The organism is Streptomyces sp. yr375 (assembly GCF_900110755.1).
Classification (GTDB): Bacteria; Actinomycetota; Actinomycetes; order Streptomycetales; family Streptomycetaceae; genus Streptomyces.
Genome location: NZ_FOFF01000029.1, coordinates 1 through 18,838 on the forward strand (window position 1 = coordinate 1; position 18,838 = coordinate 18,838).

10 protein-coding genes are annotated in these 18,838 nt (G+C 69.5%); 5 read left to right on the forward strand and 5 right to left on the reverse strand.

From position 1 onward, the window contains the following. On the reverse strand, positions 1 to 319 hold a 319-nt coding region (locus BMZ82_RS25310; RefSeq protein WP_107487683.1), incomplete at its 3' end, for an ATP-binding protein. Positions 320 to 516: 197 nt separating this feature from the next. Between BMZ82_RS25310 and BMZ82_RS25315 the strand changes: the two genes are divergently transcribed. The 3 genes from BMZ82_RS25315 (at position 517) to BMZ82_RS25325 (ending at position 3,059) form a co-directional block, all read left to right on the forward strand. Further along, positions 517 to 1,368, forward strand: a complete 852-nt coding sequence (locus BMZ82_RS25315) for a helix-turn-helix domain-containing protein (protein WP_093779631.1) — start codon at positions 517 to 519, stop codon at positions 1,366 to 1,368. Further along, on the forward strand, positions 1,368 to 1,577 hold the full coding sequence (locus tag BMZ82_RS25320; RefSeq protein WP_093779633.1) for a DUF397 domain-containing protein: 210 nt from the start codon (positions 1,368 to 1,370) through the stop codon (positions 1,575 to 1,577). The genes BMZ82_RS25315 and BMZ82_RS25320 overlap by 1 nt, the downstream gene beginning before the upstream one ends. A gap of 132 nt (positions 1,578 to 1,709) precedes the next feature. Next, positions 1,710 to 3,059, forward strand: coding sequence for a COG1361 family protein (locus BMZ82_RS25325; protein WP_177244660.1), 1,350 nt, complete (start codon positions 1,710 to 1,712; stop codon positions 3,057 to 3,059). Between the two features lie 139 nt (positions 3,060 to 3,198). On the opposite strand, the gene BMZ82_RS25330 is transcribed toward BMZ82_RS25325, so the two are convergent. From BMZ82_RS25330 to BMZ82_RS25340, 3 genes are all read right to left on the reverse strand, one after another. Continuing rightward, the gene (locus BMZ82_RS25330; RefSeq protein WP_093779635.1) at positions 3,199 to 3,492 is read right to left on the reverse strand and encodes a hypothetical protein; all 294 of its coding nucleotides are present in this window, start codon (positions 3,490 to 3,492) and stop codon (positions 3,199 to 3,201) included. Between the two features lie 84 nt (positions 3,493 to 3,576). Further along, positions 3,577 to 4,035 carry a hypothetical protein gene (locus BMZ82_RS25335; RefSeq protein WP_143098909.1) on the reverse strand — a complete coding sequence of 153 codons (459 nt, stop codon included), beginning with the start codon at positions 4,033 to 4,035 and terminating at the stop codon, positions 3,577 to 3,579. 47 nt (positions 4,036 to 4,082) lie between these two features. Beyond that, positions 4,083 to 12,305: an RHS repeat-associated core domain-containing protein gene (locus BMZ82_RS25340; protein ID WP_143098910.1), complete on the reverse strand. Its 8,223-nt coding sequence runs from the start codon at positions 12,303 to 12,305 to the stop codon at positions 4,083 to 4,085. 390 nt (positions 12,306 to 12,695) lie between these two features. Here BMZ82_RS25340 and BMZ82_RS25345 point away from each other — a divergent pair, with 390 nt between their 5' ends. Continuing rightward, positions 12,696 to 16,184, forward strand: a complete 3,489-nt coding sequence (locus BMZ82_RS25345; RefSeq protein ID WP_143098911.1) for a DNRLRE domain-containing protein — start codon at positions 12,696 to 12,698, stop codon at positions 16,182 to 16,184. 32 nt (positions 16,185 to 16,216) lie between these two features. Here BMZ82_RS25345 and BMZ82_RS25350 read toward each other — a convergent pair whose 3' ends face one another. After that, positions 16,217 to 16,666, reverse strand: a complete 450-nt coding sequence (locus BMZ82_RS25350; protein ID WP_093779643.1) for a hypothetical protein — start codon at positions 16,664 to 16,666, stop codon at positions 16,217 to 16,219. 282 nt (positions 16,667 to 16,948) lie between these two features. Between BMZ82_RS25350 and BMZ82_RS25355 the strand changes: the two genes are divergently transcribed. Beyond that, positions 16,949 to 18,715: a fatty acyl-AMP ligase gene (locus tag BMZ82_RS25355; protein ID WP_093779645.1), complete on the forward strand. Its 1,767-nt coding sequence runs from the start codon at positions 16,949 to 16,951 to the stop codon at positions 18,713 to 18,715. Positions 18,716 to 18,838: the final 123 nt, after the last annotated feature.

Sequence of the window (18,838 nt, forward strand, 5' to 3'; positions counted from 1 at the left end):
CGAGGTCCTCCAACTTGCGTGCGGGCTCGGGGGGTTCGGGGTCGGCGTCCCAGGCCCCGATCTGGAGGACGCCGTCCCGGAAGCGGAGGCGGAGGCAGGCGGGGCCCTTGGTGTGGAGTACGGCGTTGGTGACCAGCTCCGAGGCGAGGAGTTCGGCGGTGTCGAGGAGACCGGCGAGGCCGTGCACGGTGAGGATCGGACGGAGCGTGAGACGACAGACGGTGACGGCTCTGGGGTCGTGGGGGATGTAGAGGGAGTACTCCCAGGAGTCGGGGGCGGGGGTGAGGGCGGGAATGGGAGCGGGAGCGGTTTCGGGCATGGGGTAGCTCCAGAGGTGGGGTGGGGTTTGTGCGCGGTGGCATGCCTCAGCCGTCCTGGCAGGACGGAGCGGTGCGCTTCCGCAGCGTGTGCGTTGCATCACCGACGGTAGACCTTGAATTCAAGGTTGAGCAAGTGGATCGCGTAACCTGACACCCGAACGAGTCGCGCTTACGGGCATGTTGGGAGGAGCGGTCGATGGGGTTGCGGCGCGAGCCAACAGCACGTCAGCTACGGTTGGCGGTCGAACTGCGCAGGCTCCGCGAGGCTGCGGGCCTCAATGGCCGCGAAGCAGCAGCACTGCTCGGGGTGAGCTCCGCACAGATCAACCAGATCGAATACGGCCTCACCGGCGTGAGCGAGAAGCGGTTGCGGAGCCTGGCAGCGCACTACGCCTGCCAGGACGAGGCGTTCATCGATGCGCTGTCGGCCATGGCGACCGATCGGACCCGCGGCTGGTGGCAGGAGTACCAAGGCCGACTGCCCTCGTCGTTCATGGACCTGGCCGAGTTGGAGCACCACGCCACCTACCGGCACGACGTGGAGTTCCTGTACATCCCAGGCCTGCTCCAGACGGAGGGCTACGCCCGCGCCCTCTTCTCCTACCAGGTCCCGGAACTGCCTTGCAGCGACCTTGAGTTGCGTGTCCGCCACCGGATGGACCGCAAGATCGTCATCGAGGGGCCGGCCCCGATCCCCTACGCGGCGGTGATCCACGAGTCGGCGCTGCGCATCAGGGTCGGCGACCGGTCCGCTTCACGCGTTCAGCTCGCTCGCGTCCTGGAACTCTCCGAAGCGGACCAAGTCACCGTGCGTGTCATCCCCTTCGACCTGGACGGCTTCGCCGGGGCCGGTAGCGCGATGGGGTACGCGGGCGGTCCCGTGCCCAAACTGGACACCGCGTTGCGTGACACCCCCCATGGCACGGGCTACCTGGACTCGGAGGCTCAACTCAGCGCGCTTCGAACGCTTCTCCGTAGGGTGGAAGCAGTGTCACTGAACCCCGAACGTTCGCGTGACTTCATCCACAGGCTGGCCAAGGAACTGTGATGCGCGCTACGACGCCCCCCGACAACTGGCAGAAGTCGTCCTTCTCAGGCTTCGGTGACGGAAACAACTGCCTCGAACTCACCTCCACCGCCACCACCCTCCACCTCCGCGAGAGCGAAACCCCCACCACGATCCTCACCACCACCCCCACCACCCTCGCCCACCTCCTGGCAGGCATACGGTCCACACCCGCCCCTCCCTCGAATTGATCAAGAAGACGGTAAGAACCACGCGCCGCACGCCCCCCACCTACAACCTTCCTTCTCCGTAGGTCGTCCAACTCGCGCCCGGTGTAGGTCACTTACCGGGAGCTATGTCTGTTTTCCTATCTGGGGGATGTCATGGGTTCTGTCTCCGTCGGGCGTGTGCTGCGTCGCGGGGCGTGTGCCGGTGCTGTGGGGGCGTTGGTCGTCGCCGGGCTCGGGAGTGGGGTCGCCTTCGCCGACGACGCGGCGCAGAGCGATCAGTTGTGGATCCAGGCGCCGTACGACCAGGCGGTCACCGTCGCTCCGGACAGCGGTGCGGCGCAGTACCGGTCGTTGGCGCTCGGGCTCTACCACGACAACGACAACTTCACCGTGACGAACGGGCAGTTGACCGTCGACGCCTCCGGGCTCGCCGGGGTCGCCGAGGTGCTCTGGCCCGCCAACTGCACGCCGGACGACGCCGGCACCGTCGCCGTGTGCGACACCGGGGACGTGCCCACGCGCTACCACGCGCAGGTGCAGTTGAAGGTGCGGGCCGCCGTCGGCGCGGCCGTGGGGGCGCAGGGTGCGATCAAGTACTCCGCGCAGGCCACCGGCGGACCCGACGGCACGCTCGTCGCCCCGGAGGACTCCGCGGAGACGTCCGTCACCGTCGGCTCCGGCCCCGACCTCGGCCTCAGCACCCCGCAGGACGTCACCGGCGTCGCGCCCGGGGCCGGCATCACGGTGCCTTTCTCCATCACCAACACCGGCAACGAGACCGCCCACAGCTTCAGCGTGAAGATGTGGGCGACGTACGGCCTCGACGTCGTCACCCGCTACCCGCAGTGCACGTACACCGGGCCGGACAGCGGCGGCGAGTACACGCCCATGACGTACGTGACGTGCTCCTTCGACACCGACGTCGCGCCCGGCGCCACCGTGGAGCTGCCCGCGCCGCTGCAACTCGCCGTCACCGAGCACGCGTTGTACGACCGGTTCGACTACGAGGTCCAGCCCGCCGGGGACGTCACCGACCTCGACGGCTCGGACAACGGCCGCTCCTTCCACGTCGACGCCGACAACACCGCCGACTTCGCCGTGCACGGCACCAAGGTGAACGGCGCGGCCGGCGACACCGTCACCGCCGGCTTCCGCTTCGCCAACCACGGCCCGGCCTGGGTCGGCAACGTCGGTTCCGGCGACCCGGTCGCCGTGATCGACTACTACCTCCCGCCGGGCACCACCGCCACGTCCGTGCCCGCCACCTGCCACACCGCCTGGACGTCCGGCGACGACCCGACCATCGGCCACTACGCCTGCACCCTGCCGACGTGGGCCAAGCCGGACCTGAAGGTCGCCTTCCCCTTCCAACTGCGCATCGACACGGTCGTCCCCGACGCGACGGGCCACGTCACCGTCCACCCCCACTCCGACAAGTCCGACGCCTTCGACCCGAACACCAGCAACAACTCGGCCACGGTGATCGTCAACCCGTCCGCCTGAGAAACGCACGAAGAAACCCCGTCGGGGATGGGATCGTCCATCACCTGGCGGGGTTTCGGGTTCACCGGCCTGTTTCATGTTCAGAAGGTCGGACCACTGCAAAGAGGTGGGCTGTCCCCGAACTCTTCCAAAACGGGAGTCACCGCGGCCACACGAGCCCGATGGCCTGGTCGGCGTGAAAGCCGACACGCGACGTGGGCTCGTCCTCACAGCCCTCGTCCTCGTCGCTCTCGGCCCCAAGCGCGTCGAGCAGTTCCGCGCACTCGTCCGCCACTTCCTCACCGGCCGCCGCCGACCAGGCCAGTTCCAGCCCGGAGTCGAGCCAGGTCTGGCTGACGGGTCGGGCAGCCCCTCCATCGTAATCAGCGCCGCCATCCTCCGCCGACACGAAAACGACAGCACCACCAGGATCCTGACCGTCGCCCCGGTCCACCCTCGCCCACCTCCTGGCAGGCATATGGGCCAAGGCCGTCACGACCCCATGTGAGCAAGCCCGGTAGCGGGAGCTCGAAAGCGATCAACCGGAGTTTCCGAGGGCCTCAGAGACAGCCTGTTTCTGGAACTCGATGACCTCACGGCACCGGGCGTTCTCCAACTCAGCCTCAAGGCTGTAGACCGGAACATCCTCACGGTCGAGCACTGCCTCATAGCAGAAGCCAAGAACGCCATACAGTACTTCTCCACTCAGCCCTTCGGGTGCATCACTGCATGCGAGAAGCGCCGAGAGCATCTGCGAAGTGCCGTATTCCTCCGCGATTTCGTCGAGTTCCTCGTACTGATCGAGCACGTCCTCCGCGAGCGTGATTTTATCTCGGCCCTCGCGGAGATCCTCGTGCCCCTGCCTCAGCCCCTCGCCAAGATAGTCCCGGATCTCGACCGTCTCAATGGGACCCATGACGTCTAGGGTCCAGTCCATCACTTTGAGAGCCGTGGCCAGTCGGCCAGTGGGCTGAATGTTCTGCAACTCCTCGCGCAATGAGCGCATTTCACGATCCCACAAGTACACGACGAACCTCCCGCTCGCTAACCAACACCAGCCCCCCACTTACCCACGACTCGGATCGCTTGGTAGACGGCACCGCCGATTCTTCCACCACAATTCTGTCGTTGCTCACCGCACGGCACACGGGACGTCGCCATACGGCCTGTCGAACCCACTTCGCCCGCGTCGACTGCGTTGAGCAGGATCTGTTCGGCATCCGTCTGGTTGGGACCGGTGAACCGCTTGCCGTAGACCCTCCTGTACCCAAGGGATTCCGCCAACGCGGCCGCGTCCGGCTGAATCTTTCCTCGGTTCACCGCGTAGACCAGCTCACCGTCAAGTTCGGCCGTGGTCACCGTCGTTCCGTTGTAGGCACGGTCTCCGTACCTGGCCCTCCAGGTCTCGTGGATGGCATTCGCATCCGCCTGCAAATCCCCGTCCGTCTTGCAGTTGTGGACAAGGAGAGAGGTGGCACCCGCCAGCACGTAGTACGTGTGCAGCATGCTGACGGTCAGGTTGTAAACCGTCGCGTCCAGCGCCGTCCAGCGCTTGATCGCGGAAATCTGGACACGGGTGCCAGCACCAGTCTGGAGCCACTCGCCCGCCCGGAGGTCGGTCGCCTGGATCCAGGTGCGCAGTTCCGGAACCCAGAAGGGGTGGCCGTCGGTCGCAGTGACCTCGGCGGTCTTCGAGCCCTTCTTACCGTCGGTGTCGATGGTGACCTTGACCAGGTGCTTGAGGCCCTGGCCCTTGATCTCGGTGGTGACTTCCTCCGCCTGGGTCTCGCCCGTTTCAGGGTCGCTGGCGATCACCTTGTCGCCGGCCTTGACGTCCTTGATCGCCTTGGTGGAGCCATCGGCCATCAGGACACGGGTTTCAGGCGTGAAGCTGTTGACCGTGCAGGCGTCGGCACTGCCTCCGTCCCCGTCGGTCTTACCGCCCGAGTCCTCCTTGCCCGAGCCGCCGCGCGACCCGCCGGACTTGTTCTCGGCCTTGCCGCCGCCCGAGGAGCCCTTCGATTGGGCGCCTCTGCCGGCCTTTACCTGGGCCGGGTTGCCTCTGGCTCCCTTGGAGCCTGTGTGGGACTTTTTCTTTACTGCTTCTGCTGCTCGTTTCGCCGCTTCTCTTGCCTTGCGTTTGGCTTCTGCGGCTGCCGCCTCCGCGGCCTTCTTGGCCTTGATCAGGGCTGCCTTCGCGGCCTTGGCCGCCTTGATGCCGATCTCGGCGGCGCGCTTGGCGGCGCGGAAGGCCTTGACCGCGCTCATCGTGCCCTTGAAGGCACGCCACATCTTCTTGCCCTTGGAGAAGACGCTCGTCCACGGGATGGCGTCCATCAGCAGGCTGCCGCAGGCCCACAGGTCGCCCTGGGTGAAGCAGCCGACCACGTCGTTCCAGCCGATGAACTCCTTGAACACGGCCCAGCCGGTCGCCAGGATCACATCGCCGATCGAGCGGTTCAGCGTCTTCTGGAACGAGGCGATCTTCGCGTCCAGCGCGGCGATCGACGCGTCGAAGTTGGAGGCCGAGGAGGTGAGGCCCGACGGGTCCGCGTGCGTGACCGGGTTGTTGTTGGCGTAGGAGTAGCCGTTCGCCTGGAGCGGGTCGCTGTCGTCCAGGACCGGGTCCGCCGAGATGAAGCGGCCCGTCCCCGGGTCGTACTCCCGGGCGCCCATGTGCGTCAGGCCGGTCTCGTTGTCCTCGTCGCCCGTGTGGAAACCGGTGTGCGAGCGCGGGGAGAGGTTCGGGGCGCGGTCCTCGCCCCACGGGTCCCGCTTCGCCGTGCGGATCGCCATGGTGGCGTCGAGGCGGACCTCGGCCAGCGGCGTGCCGTTCAGGTCGGTGGCCTGGGCGAACAGGTGCTCGCTGACGCCGGCCGTGTTGTTGGCGCTCTCGCGGTAACGGGTCACCGCCGGGCCGCCGAGGCCCGCGTAGGTGCGCTCCGTGTAGCGGATCCTGCCCGTCGTGGTGAGCGAGACCTTCGTGTCCGGGAGGTTCAGGACCGCGCCCGCGCTGGTGCGTTCCAGCAGGCGGTTGCCCATCGCGTCGTAGACGTACGTCGTCTTCGACGCGGGCTTCCACAACTGGGTCGCGACGGTCGAGTTGCAGGCCGCCAGGGTGAGGTCGGTGCCGATCGTCGACCCGGGGGCCGACAGGCACAGGCCCGTCGACAGGTTCTTGATCTGGCCCGTGCTCAGGGTCTGCCAGCGCTGTGCCGCCACCACGCTGTCGCACGCCTGGACAAGGACCGCCGCGCCCGCCGCGGTGCCGTTCGGCTGGGCGCAGCGGCCGCCGACCACGAGTGCGCCGATCGTGGCGTCCTCGACCGTGCCGTTCTTGTCGGTGTCGGCGGCCTGGACGCGGAAGTTCTGCGCCTTGCTGCCGTTGCACACGTAGAGCTGGACGGCGGTGCCGGCGTTCGGGACGCCGCCGGCCAGGTCCAGGCACATGTCGCCGGTGCCCACCCAGGCCCCCGACCCGTCCGCGCCGAAGCCCGTCACCGACTCGACCTTGCCGTCCCAGGTCCAGGTGAGGGCCTGGGCGGTGTCGCCGCCGGTGCTGCGCTTCTCGAGGTTGCCCGCGCTGTCGTAGGACTGTTCCGAGCGGGTCGTGACCGTCGGGCCCGTCGCCGTCGGCTTCGACGTCGTCGTGGACGAGGTGAGGGTGTGCGGCTGGTCGTTCTTCGCCGTGTCGCTGGTGCCGTAGGCGTAGTCGGTGACCGTGTCACCGCTCGTGTCGCGGACGCCGGACGCGAGGGTGGGGTCGGCCTTGTACGCCGTCTTCTTCGTGCGGTTGCCCAGGACGTCGTAGTCGTACGACTGCCAGTAACCCGCGTTGTTGGACGAGACGTTGACCGTGCCGTCGGGGTAGACCGGTTCGGCTGTCGTCTTGCCCGTCGCCGCGCACGCTCCGCCGCCCGGGGTGGTCCAGGCCTGCTTCAACTGGCCGAGTGTGTCGTAGGTGAAGCACTGCTGGTCTGTCGTCGTGCCCATGTGGTCGGCCACCGACAGAACGTTGCCCGAGGCGTCGTAGGTGTAGGAGCGCTTGCTGACCTCGCTGCCGGGGACGACGGCCGTGTCGGGGGTCGGGGTCTCCCGGACGAGTCTGCTGGTGCGGAGTTCGCCGGTGGAGTCGTCGAAGGTGTTCTCCTGCCACAGGCGGCGGCCCACCTTGCCGACGGTGGCACGCAGCACCTGGCCGTAGGGCGAGTAGGACGTCTCGGAGGCGTACCAGTCCTGGCCGGAGACCGAGGTCGGCAGGCCGGCCTCGTTGTAGCGGGTGATCACGGCCTCGGCGCTGAGGCCGCCCGCCGCCGGGGCGGTGTACTTCTCGAGCTGGCCGTCCTTGTTGTAGGCGTATGAGTACGTGTACTGGGTGGCGAAGCCGTCCGACGTCAGGCCCGCGGTGGAGCCCGGGGGCAGCGCCGTGGTCATCGCCGTCGGCTGGTAGTCGGCCGTGTAGCCGCCGATGGTGGTGGTGTACGCCTTGCCGTCGTTGATGCGGGTGGACGAGGAGAGCTGGCCCTTGCCGCCGCTCGCGCCGTCGTAGGCGTAGGTCTGGGCGACGGTCGCCGTGGTCGAGCCCTTCGGGGTGACCTTGACCTGCTCGACGCGGTTCAGGCGCTCGTAGGAGTACGAGACGGTCTGGCCGCGGGCGTCGGTCGCCTTGTCGACGCGGCCGAACGCGTCGTAGTCGGTGTGCGCGGCGCCCGCGTCCGGGTCGGTGGTGTCGGTGACGCGGCCCAGCGCGTCGTACTTCCAGGTGCGGGTGTTGCCGACGTCGTCGGTGCTGGTCACCATGTCGCCGCGGAGGTCGTACGCGTAGCTCGTGCTGACCGCGCCCGCCTCGGTCAGCGCGGTGTCGGTGAAGGTGTCCTGGCGGGTGGTGCGGCCCAGGGCGTCCGTCCACACGCGGGAGGCGGGGGTGCCGTTCGGCTGGCGGACGATCGTGAAGTCGAGGCCGTACTCGTAGCGGGTGCGGCGGTCGGTGGTCTGCACGTCCTTGCCGGCGTTGGTGAACTTCTGGCCGGTCTGCGGGTACGAGCTGTGCACCGGCGTGACCGTGAGGACGCGGCCCAGGCCGTCGTACGTGTACGTCGTGGCGTTGGGGACCAGCGACTCGGAGTCGGGGACGACGAGCGCGGTGTCCGGGTCGCCCTCCATGTAGTACGCGTTACGGGTGTAGCGGACCTGGCCGGAACTGTTGTGCAGGGTGTCGGTGATCAGCCGGCCGCCGCCCACCGCCGGGGTCTGGGTCTGGCGTTCGCGGCCGAGGCCGTCGTAGATCGCGGTGGACGACTTGTACGTGCCGTCGCCGGCGGCGGCGCCCGGGTTGTCCGAGAGGGACTCGGTGACCACGGACACCGGCTTGTCCGACGCCGTGTTGTAGGTGTAGCGGACGGTCGGGTCGTCGGTGGTGGCCTGGGTGGCGTCCCAGGCTGCGACCGCGCGGCCCAGCGGGTCGTAGGCGTAGGACTCGACGCGGCTGTTGGCGTCGGTCGACGTCAGGGTGGTGCCGCGGCCGGGCTCCAGGGTGGTGATGTCGGTGAAGCCGGTCTCGGCGCCGTCGACGACCTTGCTGCCGGTGACCGTGTCGATCCGGTAGACCTGGCCGCTGTCCGGCGTGTACTTGGTCGTGTTGACGACGCCCGTCGGGTCGGTGACCTTGACGACGCGGCCGGTCGGGTCGTACTCGGTGCGCGACTCGGGGTTGGCGGTCTCCCAGCCGGTGCCCGCGCCGGTCGGCGTGACGGTCTTGGAGACCAGGCCCTTGGTGGGCGTGGCGGTGTGCGAGGTGGCGCCGTCGTAGAACATCCGCGAGGCGCTGACCAGCGTCGATCCGGTGGCGGCGGAGAGGTCGGCGGTGCAGGCGGTGGTGCCGGTGGTGGTGACGGTCTGGGCGACCAGGCCGACCAGGTAGTTCTCGCCGGACGTGTTGTGGACGTACGAGGTCGCCGTGCACGACTCGTCGCCGGTGACGGCCACATCACCGAACTCGCGGACCGTGGTCGGCAGGCCGTACGTGGCGTCGTAGTCGGTCCGGGTGGTGAGCGTGCGCAGGAACGAGCCGTCGGGGCCCTTGACCGAGGCCTTGCTGATGGTCCTGGTCTCGCCGAGCGTGACGCGTTCGGACACGACGTCGGGGCCGTCGGTGCGGTTGCGGGTGGCCAGCCGGACCGGGGCGTCGGGGAAGTTGATGCTGCGGGCGGTCCAGCCGGTGTCGGTGGCCGCGCCGGTGTCGGGGTAGGTCAGCGACTCGGCGACCATGCCGGCGTACGCCTTGCGGTCCTTGCCCAGGACCGTGCCGGTGACGTCCGTCATGTCGTAGTCGCGGGTGACGTCGTCGGACGCCTTCTCCGGGGTGGCGTCGGCGAGGACGTCGTCACTCATGCCGCGGAAGTAGCGGGTGACCGACTTGGCGGCGGCGGTGCCCTCGGCGGCGTCCGTCGTGCCGGTGATGGTGGTGACGGTGGGGTAGCCGCGCCAGTCGTCCCAGGTGCGCTTCTTGGGGCGGGAGAACTCGGACTGGTTCTTGGCCCACAGCGCGCCGTTCACGGCGTCGGGCAGCGTCTCGTACGTGTACCGCGTGACGATCTCCTTGGCGTCCGCGAGGCGCGGGAACTCGGTGATCTTCTCGACGACGTACTTGTTGAACCAGGAGATCCGCTTGTCCTCCAGCTCGCCGTCCGCGTGCCAGTAGGCCGGGTAGCAGAGCTGGTCGTTCTTGTCGATCGCCGGGCGGGCGGAACCGGCGAGGCACTTGTCCTCGGGGGCCTTGTAGTCGACGCGGGTGCGGCCGCCGTACTCGGAGACGACGTCCTGGATGCGCAGCCGGGCGAACACCTCGTCCGGGTCGGACGTGCCGTTCTTGACGCGGTTGGGCAGCGCCTCCTCGTTGTGGCCGAAGGAGACCGGGTTGAGGGTGGCGGTGGAGCCGTCGACCGCGTATCCGGTGCGGCCGATGGACTCCAGCCACAGCGCGGTGTACTCGCCGGTCAGGTTCCACGGGAAGGACTGCTTCAGGCCCCAGGAGTCGACCTTCGACAGCAGGGTCGTGGTGGCCGAGTCGCCCTCCACACCGCAGGCGTTGCGCTGGCCGGTCTCGTTGCCGTCGGCGTCCGAGGTGTACTCGGTCAGCCGGACGCCCTGCTCGCGCTGGGCGCAGGCGTCGACGGAGGCGAGGCGCTTGCGCGACCAGAAGGTCGGGGCGTACGTCTGGCACTTCTTGCCGGACTCGCAGGACAGGTCGGCGGGGGTGTCGAACCAGGGCCGGGTGCGGTCGGACTGCTTGGAGTCGAAGTTCGCCTGCGAGCAGTCCACGTTGAACGAGTTGTCGTCGAAGCAGCGCTCGGCGGCGTGGAAGCGCATCCGGCCGAGGGGTTCCTCGCTGAACAGGGTCCCGGCGCGCTGGCCGTAGTCGATGTGGGTGAGGTAGCCGCCGCGGTCGTAGACGACCGGGGGCTTCTCCTTCATGTTCCGCGCGTAGGCGTTCTTCTCCTTCTCCCACCACAGCGTCATCGCGTTGCCGGTGGTGTCCACGACGTAGTCGAGCTGGAAGCGCCAGCCCTGGTCGCAGAAGGAGTCCTTGAACGCGGGCTTGTAGCAGGGGTCGGAGTCGTGGTTGCCGGCGACGGGCGCCGCCAGCACCGACTTGGTCTCCGGCTTGCCCGAGGTCCAGCCCGGCAGCCGGTTGAGACCGAAGTAGTACTGGGTGCCGTCGTCCGTGGTGACGCGCCAGAACTCCCCGTTGTCGTCACCGTTGTCGGAGCCGTCGATGCCGGTGATCCGCTGGTAGTCGGCGGCGTCGAGCAGCTCGACGCGCATGTTGTCGCCGCGGGCGCTCTTCCACTGCTTGGTGGTGTCGTCGCGCACCAGCTCGGTGGTGGTCCCGTTGAGCGAGAGCACCGCGTTGTACGAGCCCCAGCACTGGTCGCCGGTGAAGTGGTCCTTGTTGTTGGCGCCGGCGGTGTCGGCGGCGCAGCCCACGAAGGTGCGGGTGATGGAGCCGGGGTTGTAGTCCCAGCCCTCGCCGACCCAGGAGACCTGGTTGTTGGTGGCGGACGTACGGCCGTCCGAGGTCTGCGAGTTGTAGCTGAGGGTGACGTTGGGCGACGGGCCGGCCGGGACCTGCGGGGCGGCCATCGTGTACGCGTAGGTGAACGCGCCGGCCGAGCCGCCGGCCGTCCAGGAACCGGCGGAGACGATCGGGCTGGCGGAGAAGTCGCCGCCGGAACCGGCGCCGTAGGAGCTGCCGACGAGGAGGCCGCCGCCGGAGGAGTCGGCGATCTGCCGTACGGCGTCGGCGGGGCGGCCGGCGTGCCAGACGGCGGAGTTGACGGTGGAGTCGTTGCCGGTGGCGGCAGCGGTGTCGGTCGTCGACGTGGTGCCCGAGAGGGTCTGGAGCGCGGCCGTGTCGAGGGTGATGTTGACGAGGGTTTCGGGGACCGGCTTGGCGGTGGCGGTGGAGCCGACGACCTCGTCGGCCGCGCCGTCCTCGCCGGTGTCCGCCTCGGAGCCCGAGGAGTCGCCGGCGTCCACCGCGACGCTGACGGTCTTGCCGGTGCGCTCGATGTCGGTGGTCACCGGGATGCCGGTGGTGCACTCCTCGACGTCGGGCGTCTGGGCGTAGCAGGACGGCATCAGGGTGAAGGAGAGCCGGTCGAGCCACTGGGCGCTGTAGCTCTCGGCGAGCTTGGTGGCGTCGATCGAGACGACGGCGTCGCCGGTGGCGGTGTCGGGCGCGTCGACGGCGACCAGGAAGCCCTGCGCGCCGTTGGCCACGGCCTGGTCCTCGGACGCGGCGGCGACGCTCCACTGGCCTTCGAGGGCGTCGGCCTGGGCGGGCGTGGCGCCGTCCGGGGCGCCGACGCCGATGGTCATGGCGCCGTCGGCGGACTTGGCGATCTCGGTGGTGACGCCGGCGGTCATGGTGGCGACGGGCTTGCTGCCGGACGCCTCCGGGACCTCGGCGACGGCCGCCGGCTCGTAGGGCTCCCGCGGCGTGGTCGAGGCCTGGCCGGACAGCTTCTCGAGCCCGTCGGTCAGTGCCTCGTCGACCGGGACCGGGTCCGTCTCCTGGAGTTCGGCGAGGTCGACCGGGGTACGGGGGTCACCGGGGCCGAACGCGAGGGCGCCGGGCAGGAGGGTCACGTTCAGGGCGAGGACCAGCCCGGCTATGACGCCGACCCGGGCTCTACGACGGACCAGGCGCTCGCGTGGCGATCTCGCCAGCGAACCCTTCCCGCACCAAGACAGCACCGCACGCACGGCCAATCGACCCTTTCCGAGTCACAAACCATCAGAAACATGCGGACCGATGGCACATGGTGATCAAAAACTAACTAACCGAGCATGAACATAAAGGCGATGTGAAGATCCACGTCAAGGTGTGCCGTATCTGTGTTAGCTATGTCACCAATCAAAAACAGACAAAGAACAGCAAAGAAACGCTCTAGGGCGCTTTGCGTCGGCATTGCCAAGCCGATCCCGTCCGAAGGGTGTTGATCTCGCCCGGAGTAGCTGTTCATACTCCAACCGCCCAATCCGACGCGTCGCGTGCTCGTCACGGCTTGTCGCCAGGCCCGAGGGCACCCCTGGAAGAGCCCTGCCGCCACCCGGCCCGACGCCACGGCGGCCCAGCCCGTTGGAGAACGGCCCTTGAGCGACCTCGACACCGCCCCGGAATCAAGTCCGCCCGGCAGACGGCCCGTTCGGCGCGCCCGGCGCGCGATGCTGGCCGCCGCCGTCGCCCTGGCCGTGCTGGCCGGCGGCGCGGCCGTGCTGACCCTGCGCGACGACGACGCCCCCGCCGACGCCAAGGCCGAGCGGGCCGCGCGGCCGGTCGACGAGGACGAGGCCCAGCGGCGGGCCCGCGCGAGCGGCAAGAAGGTCGAAGTCGCCACGCTGACCGACGAGTTCTCCAGGACGTACGCCAACGCCGACGGGACGTTCACCTACGAGGCGTCGGTCGCGCCGGTGCGCGCGAAGAACGCCGAGGGCGTGTGGGCCCCGATCGACACCACCCTGAAGCGGGACGACGACGGCGACGGCGGTGACGGTGACGGCGGCAAGGGCTGGCGCTCGGCCAACAGCCCCTACCCGGTGACCTTCGCGGCCGGTGACCCGGACCGCGCCCCGGCCCGCACGGCGGCGGCGCGCACCCCCGAGTCCGGCACCGGCTCAGACTCCGGCTCCGGCTCCGGCTCCGGCTCCGGTTCCGCTGTCCGGACGGCCGTCTTCCGGGCCGGGGCCGGGAGCGGCGGTGCCCGGCAGGTCGACGACGCGGCCGAGACGGCCGACACGGCCTGGACCCGGCTGCTGACGATGACCGCCGACGGCCACGAGATCGACATCGACTGGCCGGGCACGCTGCCCGAGCCCGTCGTCGAGGACAACCGGGCGCTGTACGAGGGTGTCCTGCCCGGCGTGGACCTGATGCTGTCGGCGCGCGACACCGGTTTCACGCACGTCCTGGTCGTGCACACGCCGGAAGCCGCCGCGCAGTTGGCCGCCGCGCCGCCGCGCTACCGGGTGACCTCCGACAGCCTCACCTTCTCCCTCGACCCGTCGACCGACGTGCTGACGGCCAAGGACGGCGCGGGCGCGGAGATAGCCGTCTCCCCCACGCCGTTCCTGTGGGACTCGGCCGGGACGCACGACACGGACGGCACGGACGACACGGACGGCGGGGCCGCGGAGTCCGCCGACCCGGAGGCCGCGACCGGCACCAACGAGGACCCGGAGATCGTGGAAGCCGCGGTGGCCGCCGCCGCGAACGGCACGCTCGCCCTGCCCGCCGTGAACGGCCCAGGCGAGGGCGCGCACGCCGCCACCGCGGCCGCGAGCTTCGAGGGCGGCGTCCTGACCGTCACCCCGCCGAAGACGTACCTCACCGCCACCGAGAACCTGACGTACCCGCTGTTCATCGACCCGTCCACCACCGGCGTGCGCGCCAACTGGACGACGGTCTACAAGCGTTACCCGGGCTCCAGTTTCTACGACGGCGCGAACTACAACGAGGACACGAAGGAAGCCCGCGTCGGTTTCGAGAAGCAGACCTGGGGCACCGCCCGGTCCTTCTTCAAGCTGAAGATCAAGAGCGCGATCAAGGGCGCGACGGTCTCCTCGGCCACCCTGAAGGTCCTCGAGACGCACTCCTGGTCGTGCAGCAAGCGCACCGTGCAGGTGTGGCGCACCGATCCGTTCGGCACCAAGACCACCTGGAACAACCAGCCCGACTGGAAGAAGAAGATCACGTCCAAGTCGTTCGCCTACGGCTGGAAGTCCAACAGCGCCTGCCCGAACGCGTACGTCAACTTCACCGTCACCACGCTGGCCCAGGACGTCGCGAACAGCGGCGGCACCGACTTCAACGTGGGCCTGGTCGCCTCGACGGCGTCCTCCGCGCCGACGGGTTCCTCCAGCAGCCTGGAGACGGACACGTACTCCTGGAAGAAGTTCCAGGCGGAGGGCGGCGGTTCGCCCTCGCTGTCCATCACCTACAACCGCAAGCCGAACACGCCGACGTCGCTCACCATGAGCCCCGGCTCCTGCGACACGAGCACGTCCCCGTACATCAAGATCGGCAAGTCGGCGAGCATCTCCGTCAGCGGCAAGGCCACCGACCCGGACGGTGTGCTGAAGGAGCTGGAGTTCGAACTCACCCGGACCGACACCGGTGCGAAGACGGTCTACAAGCGGGCGACGACCAGCGGCGCGGCCGTCTCGGCGACCCTCACCGGGCTCGCCAACGGCGTCACCTACCAGTGGCGGGTGCGCGCCTGGGACGCCGACGCGGCCAGTGCCTGGGCACCGACGGGCGGCACGCTGTACTGCCGGTTCGTGTACGACACCGACCTGCCCGACTCGCCCGCGCCGGTCGTCTCGACGGACTTCCCCGGTGACGAGGACGAGGACGGCAACCCCGAGGTCTGGTCGCCCAAGCCGTTCGGCAACGCGGGCAGTTTCACCTTCGCGGTCGGTGACACCTCCGAGACCGACATCGTGAAGTTCGCCTACTCCATCAACTCCACCAGTTACGCCGGTTACGTCTGCGCGAACGGCAAGCAGGGCACCACGGGCGGTCTCACGGCGTCCTGCACGACGCCCGTCAAGTCGGCCACCGTCACCGCGGTCCAGCCGCCGTCCGCCGGTCCGAACACCCTGTACGTCAAGGAGTTCGACTCGGCCGGCAACGCCTCGCCGAACCCCCGCAAGTACTTCTTCTACGTCACGCCCCGCTCGACCGCGGACGGCGCCGGCGACCTGAACGGCGACGGCTCGGCCGACTTCGGTCGCGTCGACGCCGCCGGCAACCTGTGGATCGAGTCGCTGTCGCAGAACGGCACGTTCATCGCGAGCACCGTGGGCACGCACGACAAGGGGACCCCGCTCGCCGACGACACCACCGTCCCGCACATCTGGAACGGCACCGGCACGTACTCCCTGGTCACCCACAACGGCGACTTCGCCCCCGGCGACGGCGTCACCGACTGGGTCGTGCGCACCCCCGAGGGGCGGCTGTTCCTCTACGCCGGGGACGGGTACGGGGCCATCGACGTGAGCAAGCGCGTCGAGGTGCGGCTGCCGTCCAACGCGCCCGCGCCCTCGACCTTCTCGGAGATCAAGTCGGCGGGGGACATCACCGGGGACGGGCAGCCCGAGCTGTTCGTGGCCGGTGGGGCGGGCGGTGCCGAGCTGTGGGTGTTCACCGGGTACAGCGGCGGGACCTTCGCCACCGCGACCCGGCTGACCAGCTCCGCCTGGGCCGACGCCGACCGGGACTTCGTGGCCGTCGCGGACTACAACGACGACGGAGCCGCCGACCTGACCTACCGCACCTCGGCGGGCAACGTCTGGCTGCGCAAGGGGGTCCTGGACAGTGACGGGGTGGGCACAGTCCTCACCAGTCTGGGCACGGCGGCGGCGAGCCTGGACGGCGACAACGCGTACGTCTCCGGCACGATGACCCGGGCCGCGTTCCCGCTGCTCTACGGCAGCCCGGACATCAGCGGCGACAAGATCCCCGACATCGTCGCCACCAACGCCGCCGGTGCGCTCCTGCTGTACAAGGGCGGGGCCGCCGCCATCGGCGCGGTCACGACCCTGCGGTCCCCCGACAGCACCGCGACGAAGCAACTGGGCTGATCCCGTCGGCCCCACCGCCGGGGCGGCGTCGCTCAGGCGCCGCCCCAGCCGGTCGACTCGTCGTCCGGATCCTCGGTCTCGTACAGGGCGGGGCCGAGGCGGGCGGCGAGGATGTCGCCCGCGATGACCGTCCGGGACACCGTGCCGTCGGCGTGCGGCGTCAGCTCGGCGTAGTAGCCGAGGGTGCCCCAGTCCGTGGGGCGGTGGAGGAAGAACTCGACGGTGTCGTCCGGGTATTCGGCGCGAAGCAGCGGGAGCACCCGCTCCGGGTAGTACTCGGCACCCCGGCCGCTGAGCACCACGATCACCTGGTCCGGCCAGGTCCGCCACACCCGCACATGCGCGGGGCCGTGCCGGCCGCCGTCGGACTGCCAGGGATCCTCGTCCCGGATCAACTCGGGGTGGACCGGCTCTGGGTGGACTCGCTCGGAGTGGACTTGCTCGGGGTGAACTTGCTCGGGGTGGGTCCGCTCGTCGGCCATACCGGAACTCCTTCGTCGACCGTCCATGTGATTTGCCGCTCAACGCCCACCACACACCACACACTGTGACGCCCGCCATGTCCACCAATTACCTCTGCGTGAAACGCCACTTCACACGGTGGGGAATGCCTCACTCCGCCCTTCCGCGGCCAGCCGGGTTTGCTCTCGTTAAGCACTTATGCCCCCAGCTCCCGTACGGATAAGTCGCGTTGACAAGTGATCCACTCAATATGAAGGGTGGCAGGAGCACTTCAAGCGCGGGTCAAGACGGGTGGCACAAACATGGTTCATTCCCTGGTCGATTCACTGTCCCTCCAGGCCTCGGCGCATCCCGAACGGACCGCGTACCGCTACCTGGCCACGGGTGACAGCGACGGGGAGATACACGAGATCACGTACGCGCGGCTGGCCGTCCGCGCCCGGGCCGTCGCCGCCTGGCTACAGGAGCGCGGCCTCGCCGGTTCCCGCGCGATCCTGCTGTACCCGCCGGGCGTCGAGTTCATCGGCGGGTTCCTGGGCTGCCTCGCGGCCGGCGTCGTCGCCGTACCCGGCGTGCCCCCGCAGGGGCGCTCGCAGAACCACCGGGCGCTCACCCGGATGAAGCGGCTGATCTCGGACGCGGGGGCCAAGGTCGTCCTCAGCGGCCGAGGCGGCACCGCGGCCCTCGCCGCCATGGCCGAGCAGTTGCCCGAGCTGGCCGAGCTGAACTGCGTCGACACCGAGGACATCCCGGACGACCTGGCGGCGGCCTGGCGCGCACCCGACCTCACCGCCGACTCGGTCGCCTTCCTCCAGTACACCTCGGGCTCCACCTCCGCCCCTCGCGGCGTAATGGTTACCCACAGCAACCTTGTGGACAACGAGCGCGTCCTCACCGAGCGGTTCGGGCACACCCCGGACGCGATCGCCGCGCACGACAACGAGCTCTTCGTGAGCTGGCTGCCGGTCTACCACGACATGGGCCTCATCCTCCCCGTCCTGAACACCCTGTACCTCGGCGCGACCACCACGCTCATGTCGCCCCTGCACTTCCTCCAGAAGCCCGAGCGCTGGCTGACGGCCGTCACGAAGTACCGCCCGCACACCAGCGGCGGCCCCAACTTCGGCTACGAGCTGTGCCTGAAGCACGCCACGCCCGAACTCCTCGGCCGCCTCGACCTGAGCCGCTGGGAGGTCGCCTTCAACGGCGCGGAACCGGTGCGGGCCGCGACCCTGCGCCGGTTCACCGAGACGTTCGGGGCCGCCGGTTTCCGGCACGGGTCCCACTACCCCTGCTACGGGCTGGCCGAGGCCACGCTGATGGTGTCCGGCGGTGTCGTCGGCGCGGGCCCGACCCTGATCGAGGCGGCCGAGAGCGGACCGCACGCGGGGGTCGCGGACGCGGCGGCGGTCGGCTCCGGGCGGCCGGGCCCCGGCATGCGCGTGGTGATCGCCGAACCCGAGCTGCACAAGGCGCTCGCCGACGGCGAGACCGGCGAGGTGTGGGTGGCGAGCGCGAGCGTCGCCAAGGGCTACTGGCGCAACGCCCTCGCGACCCGGGAGACCTTCCGCGCCACCCTGGCGGACGACGACTCCACCCACTTCATGCGGACCGGCGACCTCGGCTTCCTGCGCGACGGGGAACTCTTCATCACCGGGCGTCTGAAGGACCTGATGGTGATCGACGGCCGCAACCACTACCCCCAGGACCTGGAACTCTCGGCGGAGATGGCCCACCCGGCCCTGCGGCCCGGCTGCACCGCCGCGTTCCCCGTCGAGACGGGCGAGCACGGCGCGGATGGGGAACAGCCCGTCATCGTCGCCGAGGTGGCGGTGGAGACGCCGGAGGCTGCTGCGGATTCCGCGGAGGCTGCGGACGAGCACGGTGGCATCGTCGGCCGGGTCCGTGCCGCGGTCGCCGACGCGCACGGGCTGTCGGTGCGCGATGTCGTCCTGGTCCGCCCCGGCACCATCCCCAAGACGTCCAGCGGGAAGATCCAGCGCCGGGCCACCCGCGAGGCGTACCTCGGCGGCACGCTCGCCGTGCTGGACGAGCCCGCCGCGAGGTGACGCTCCCGTCCCCCGCCGCCCGCCGGCGGGGGACGCACCTGTCTTCCTGACCTCGGCCTCGGCGTGTCCTGCTGACCTGTGGACGTGCTGACCTGCTCGTCCCGGCCGAGGCACCTGACCCGA

What these genes read in the sequence shown, in the direction of transcription:
- BMZ82_RS25350 (WP_093779643.1), bottom strand. Translation starts at nt 16,666, where the DNA reads ATGGCCGACGAGCGGACCCACCCCGAGCAAGTTCACCCCGAGCAAGTC.
- BMZ82_RS25325 (WP_177244660.1), top strand. Translation starts at nt 1,710, where the DNA reads ATGGGTTCTGTCTCCGTCGGGCGTGTGCTGCGTCGCGGGGCGTGTGCC.
- BMZ82_RS25320 (WP_093779633.1), top strand. Translation starts at nt 1,368, where the DNA reads ATGCGCGCTACGACGCCCCCCGACAACTGGCAGAAGTCGTCCTTCTCA.
- BMZ82_RS25355 (WP_093779645.1), top strand. Translation starts at nt 16,949, where the DNA reads ATGGTTCATTCCCTGGTCGATTCACTGTCCCTCCAGGCCTCGGCGCAT.
- BMZ82_RS25315 (WP_093779631.1), top strand. Translation starts at nt 517, where the DNA reads ATGGGGTTGCGGCGCGAGCCAACAGCACGTCAGCTACGGTTGGCGGTC.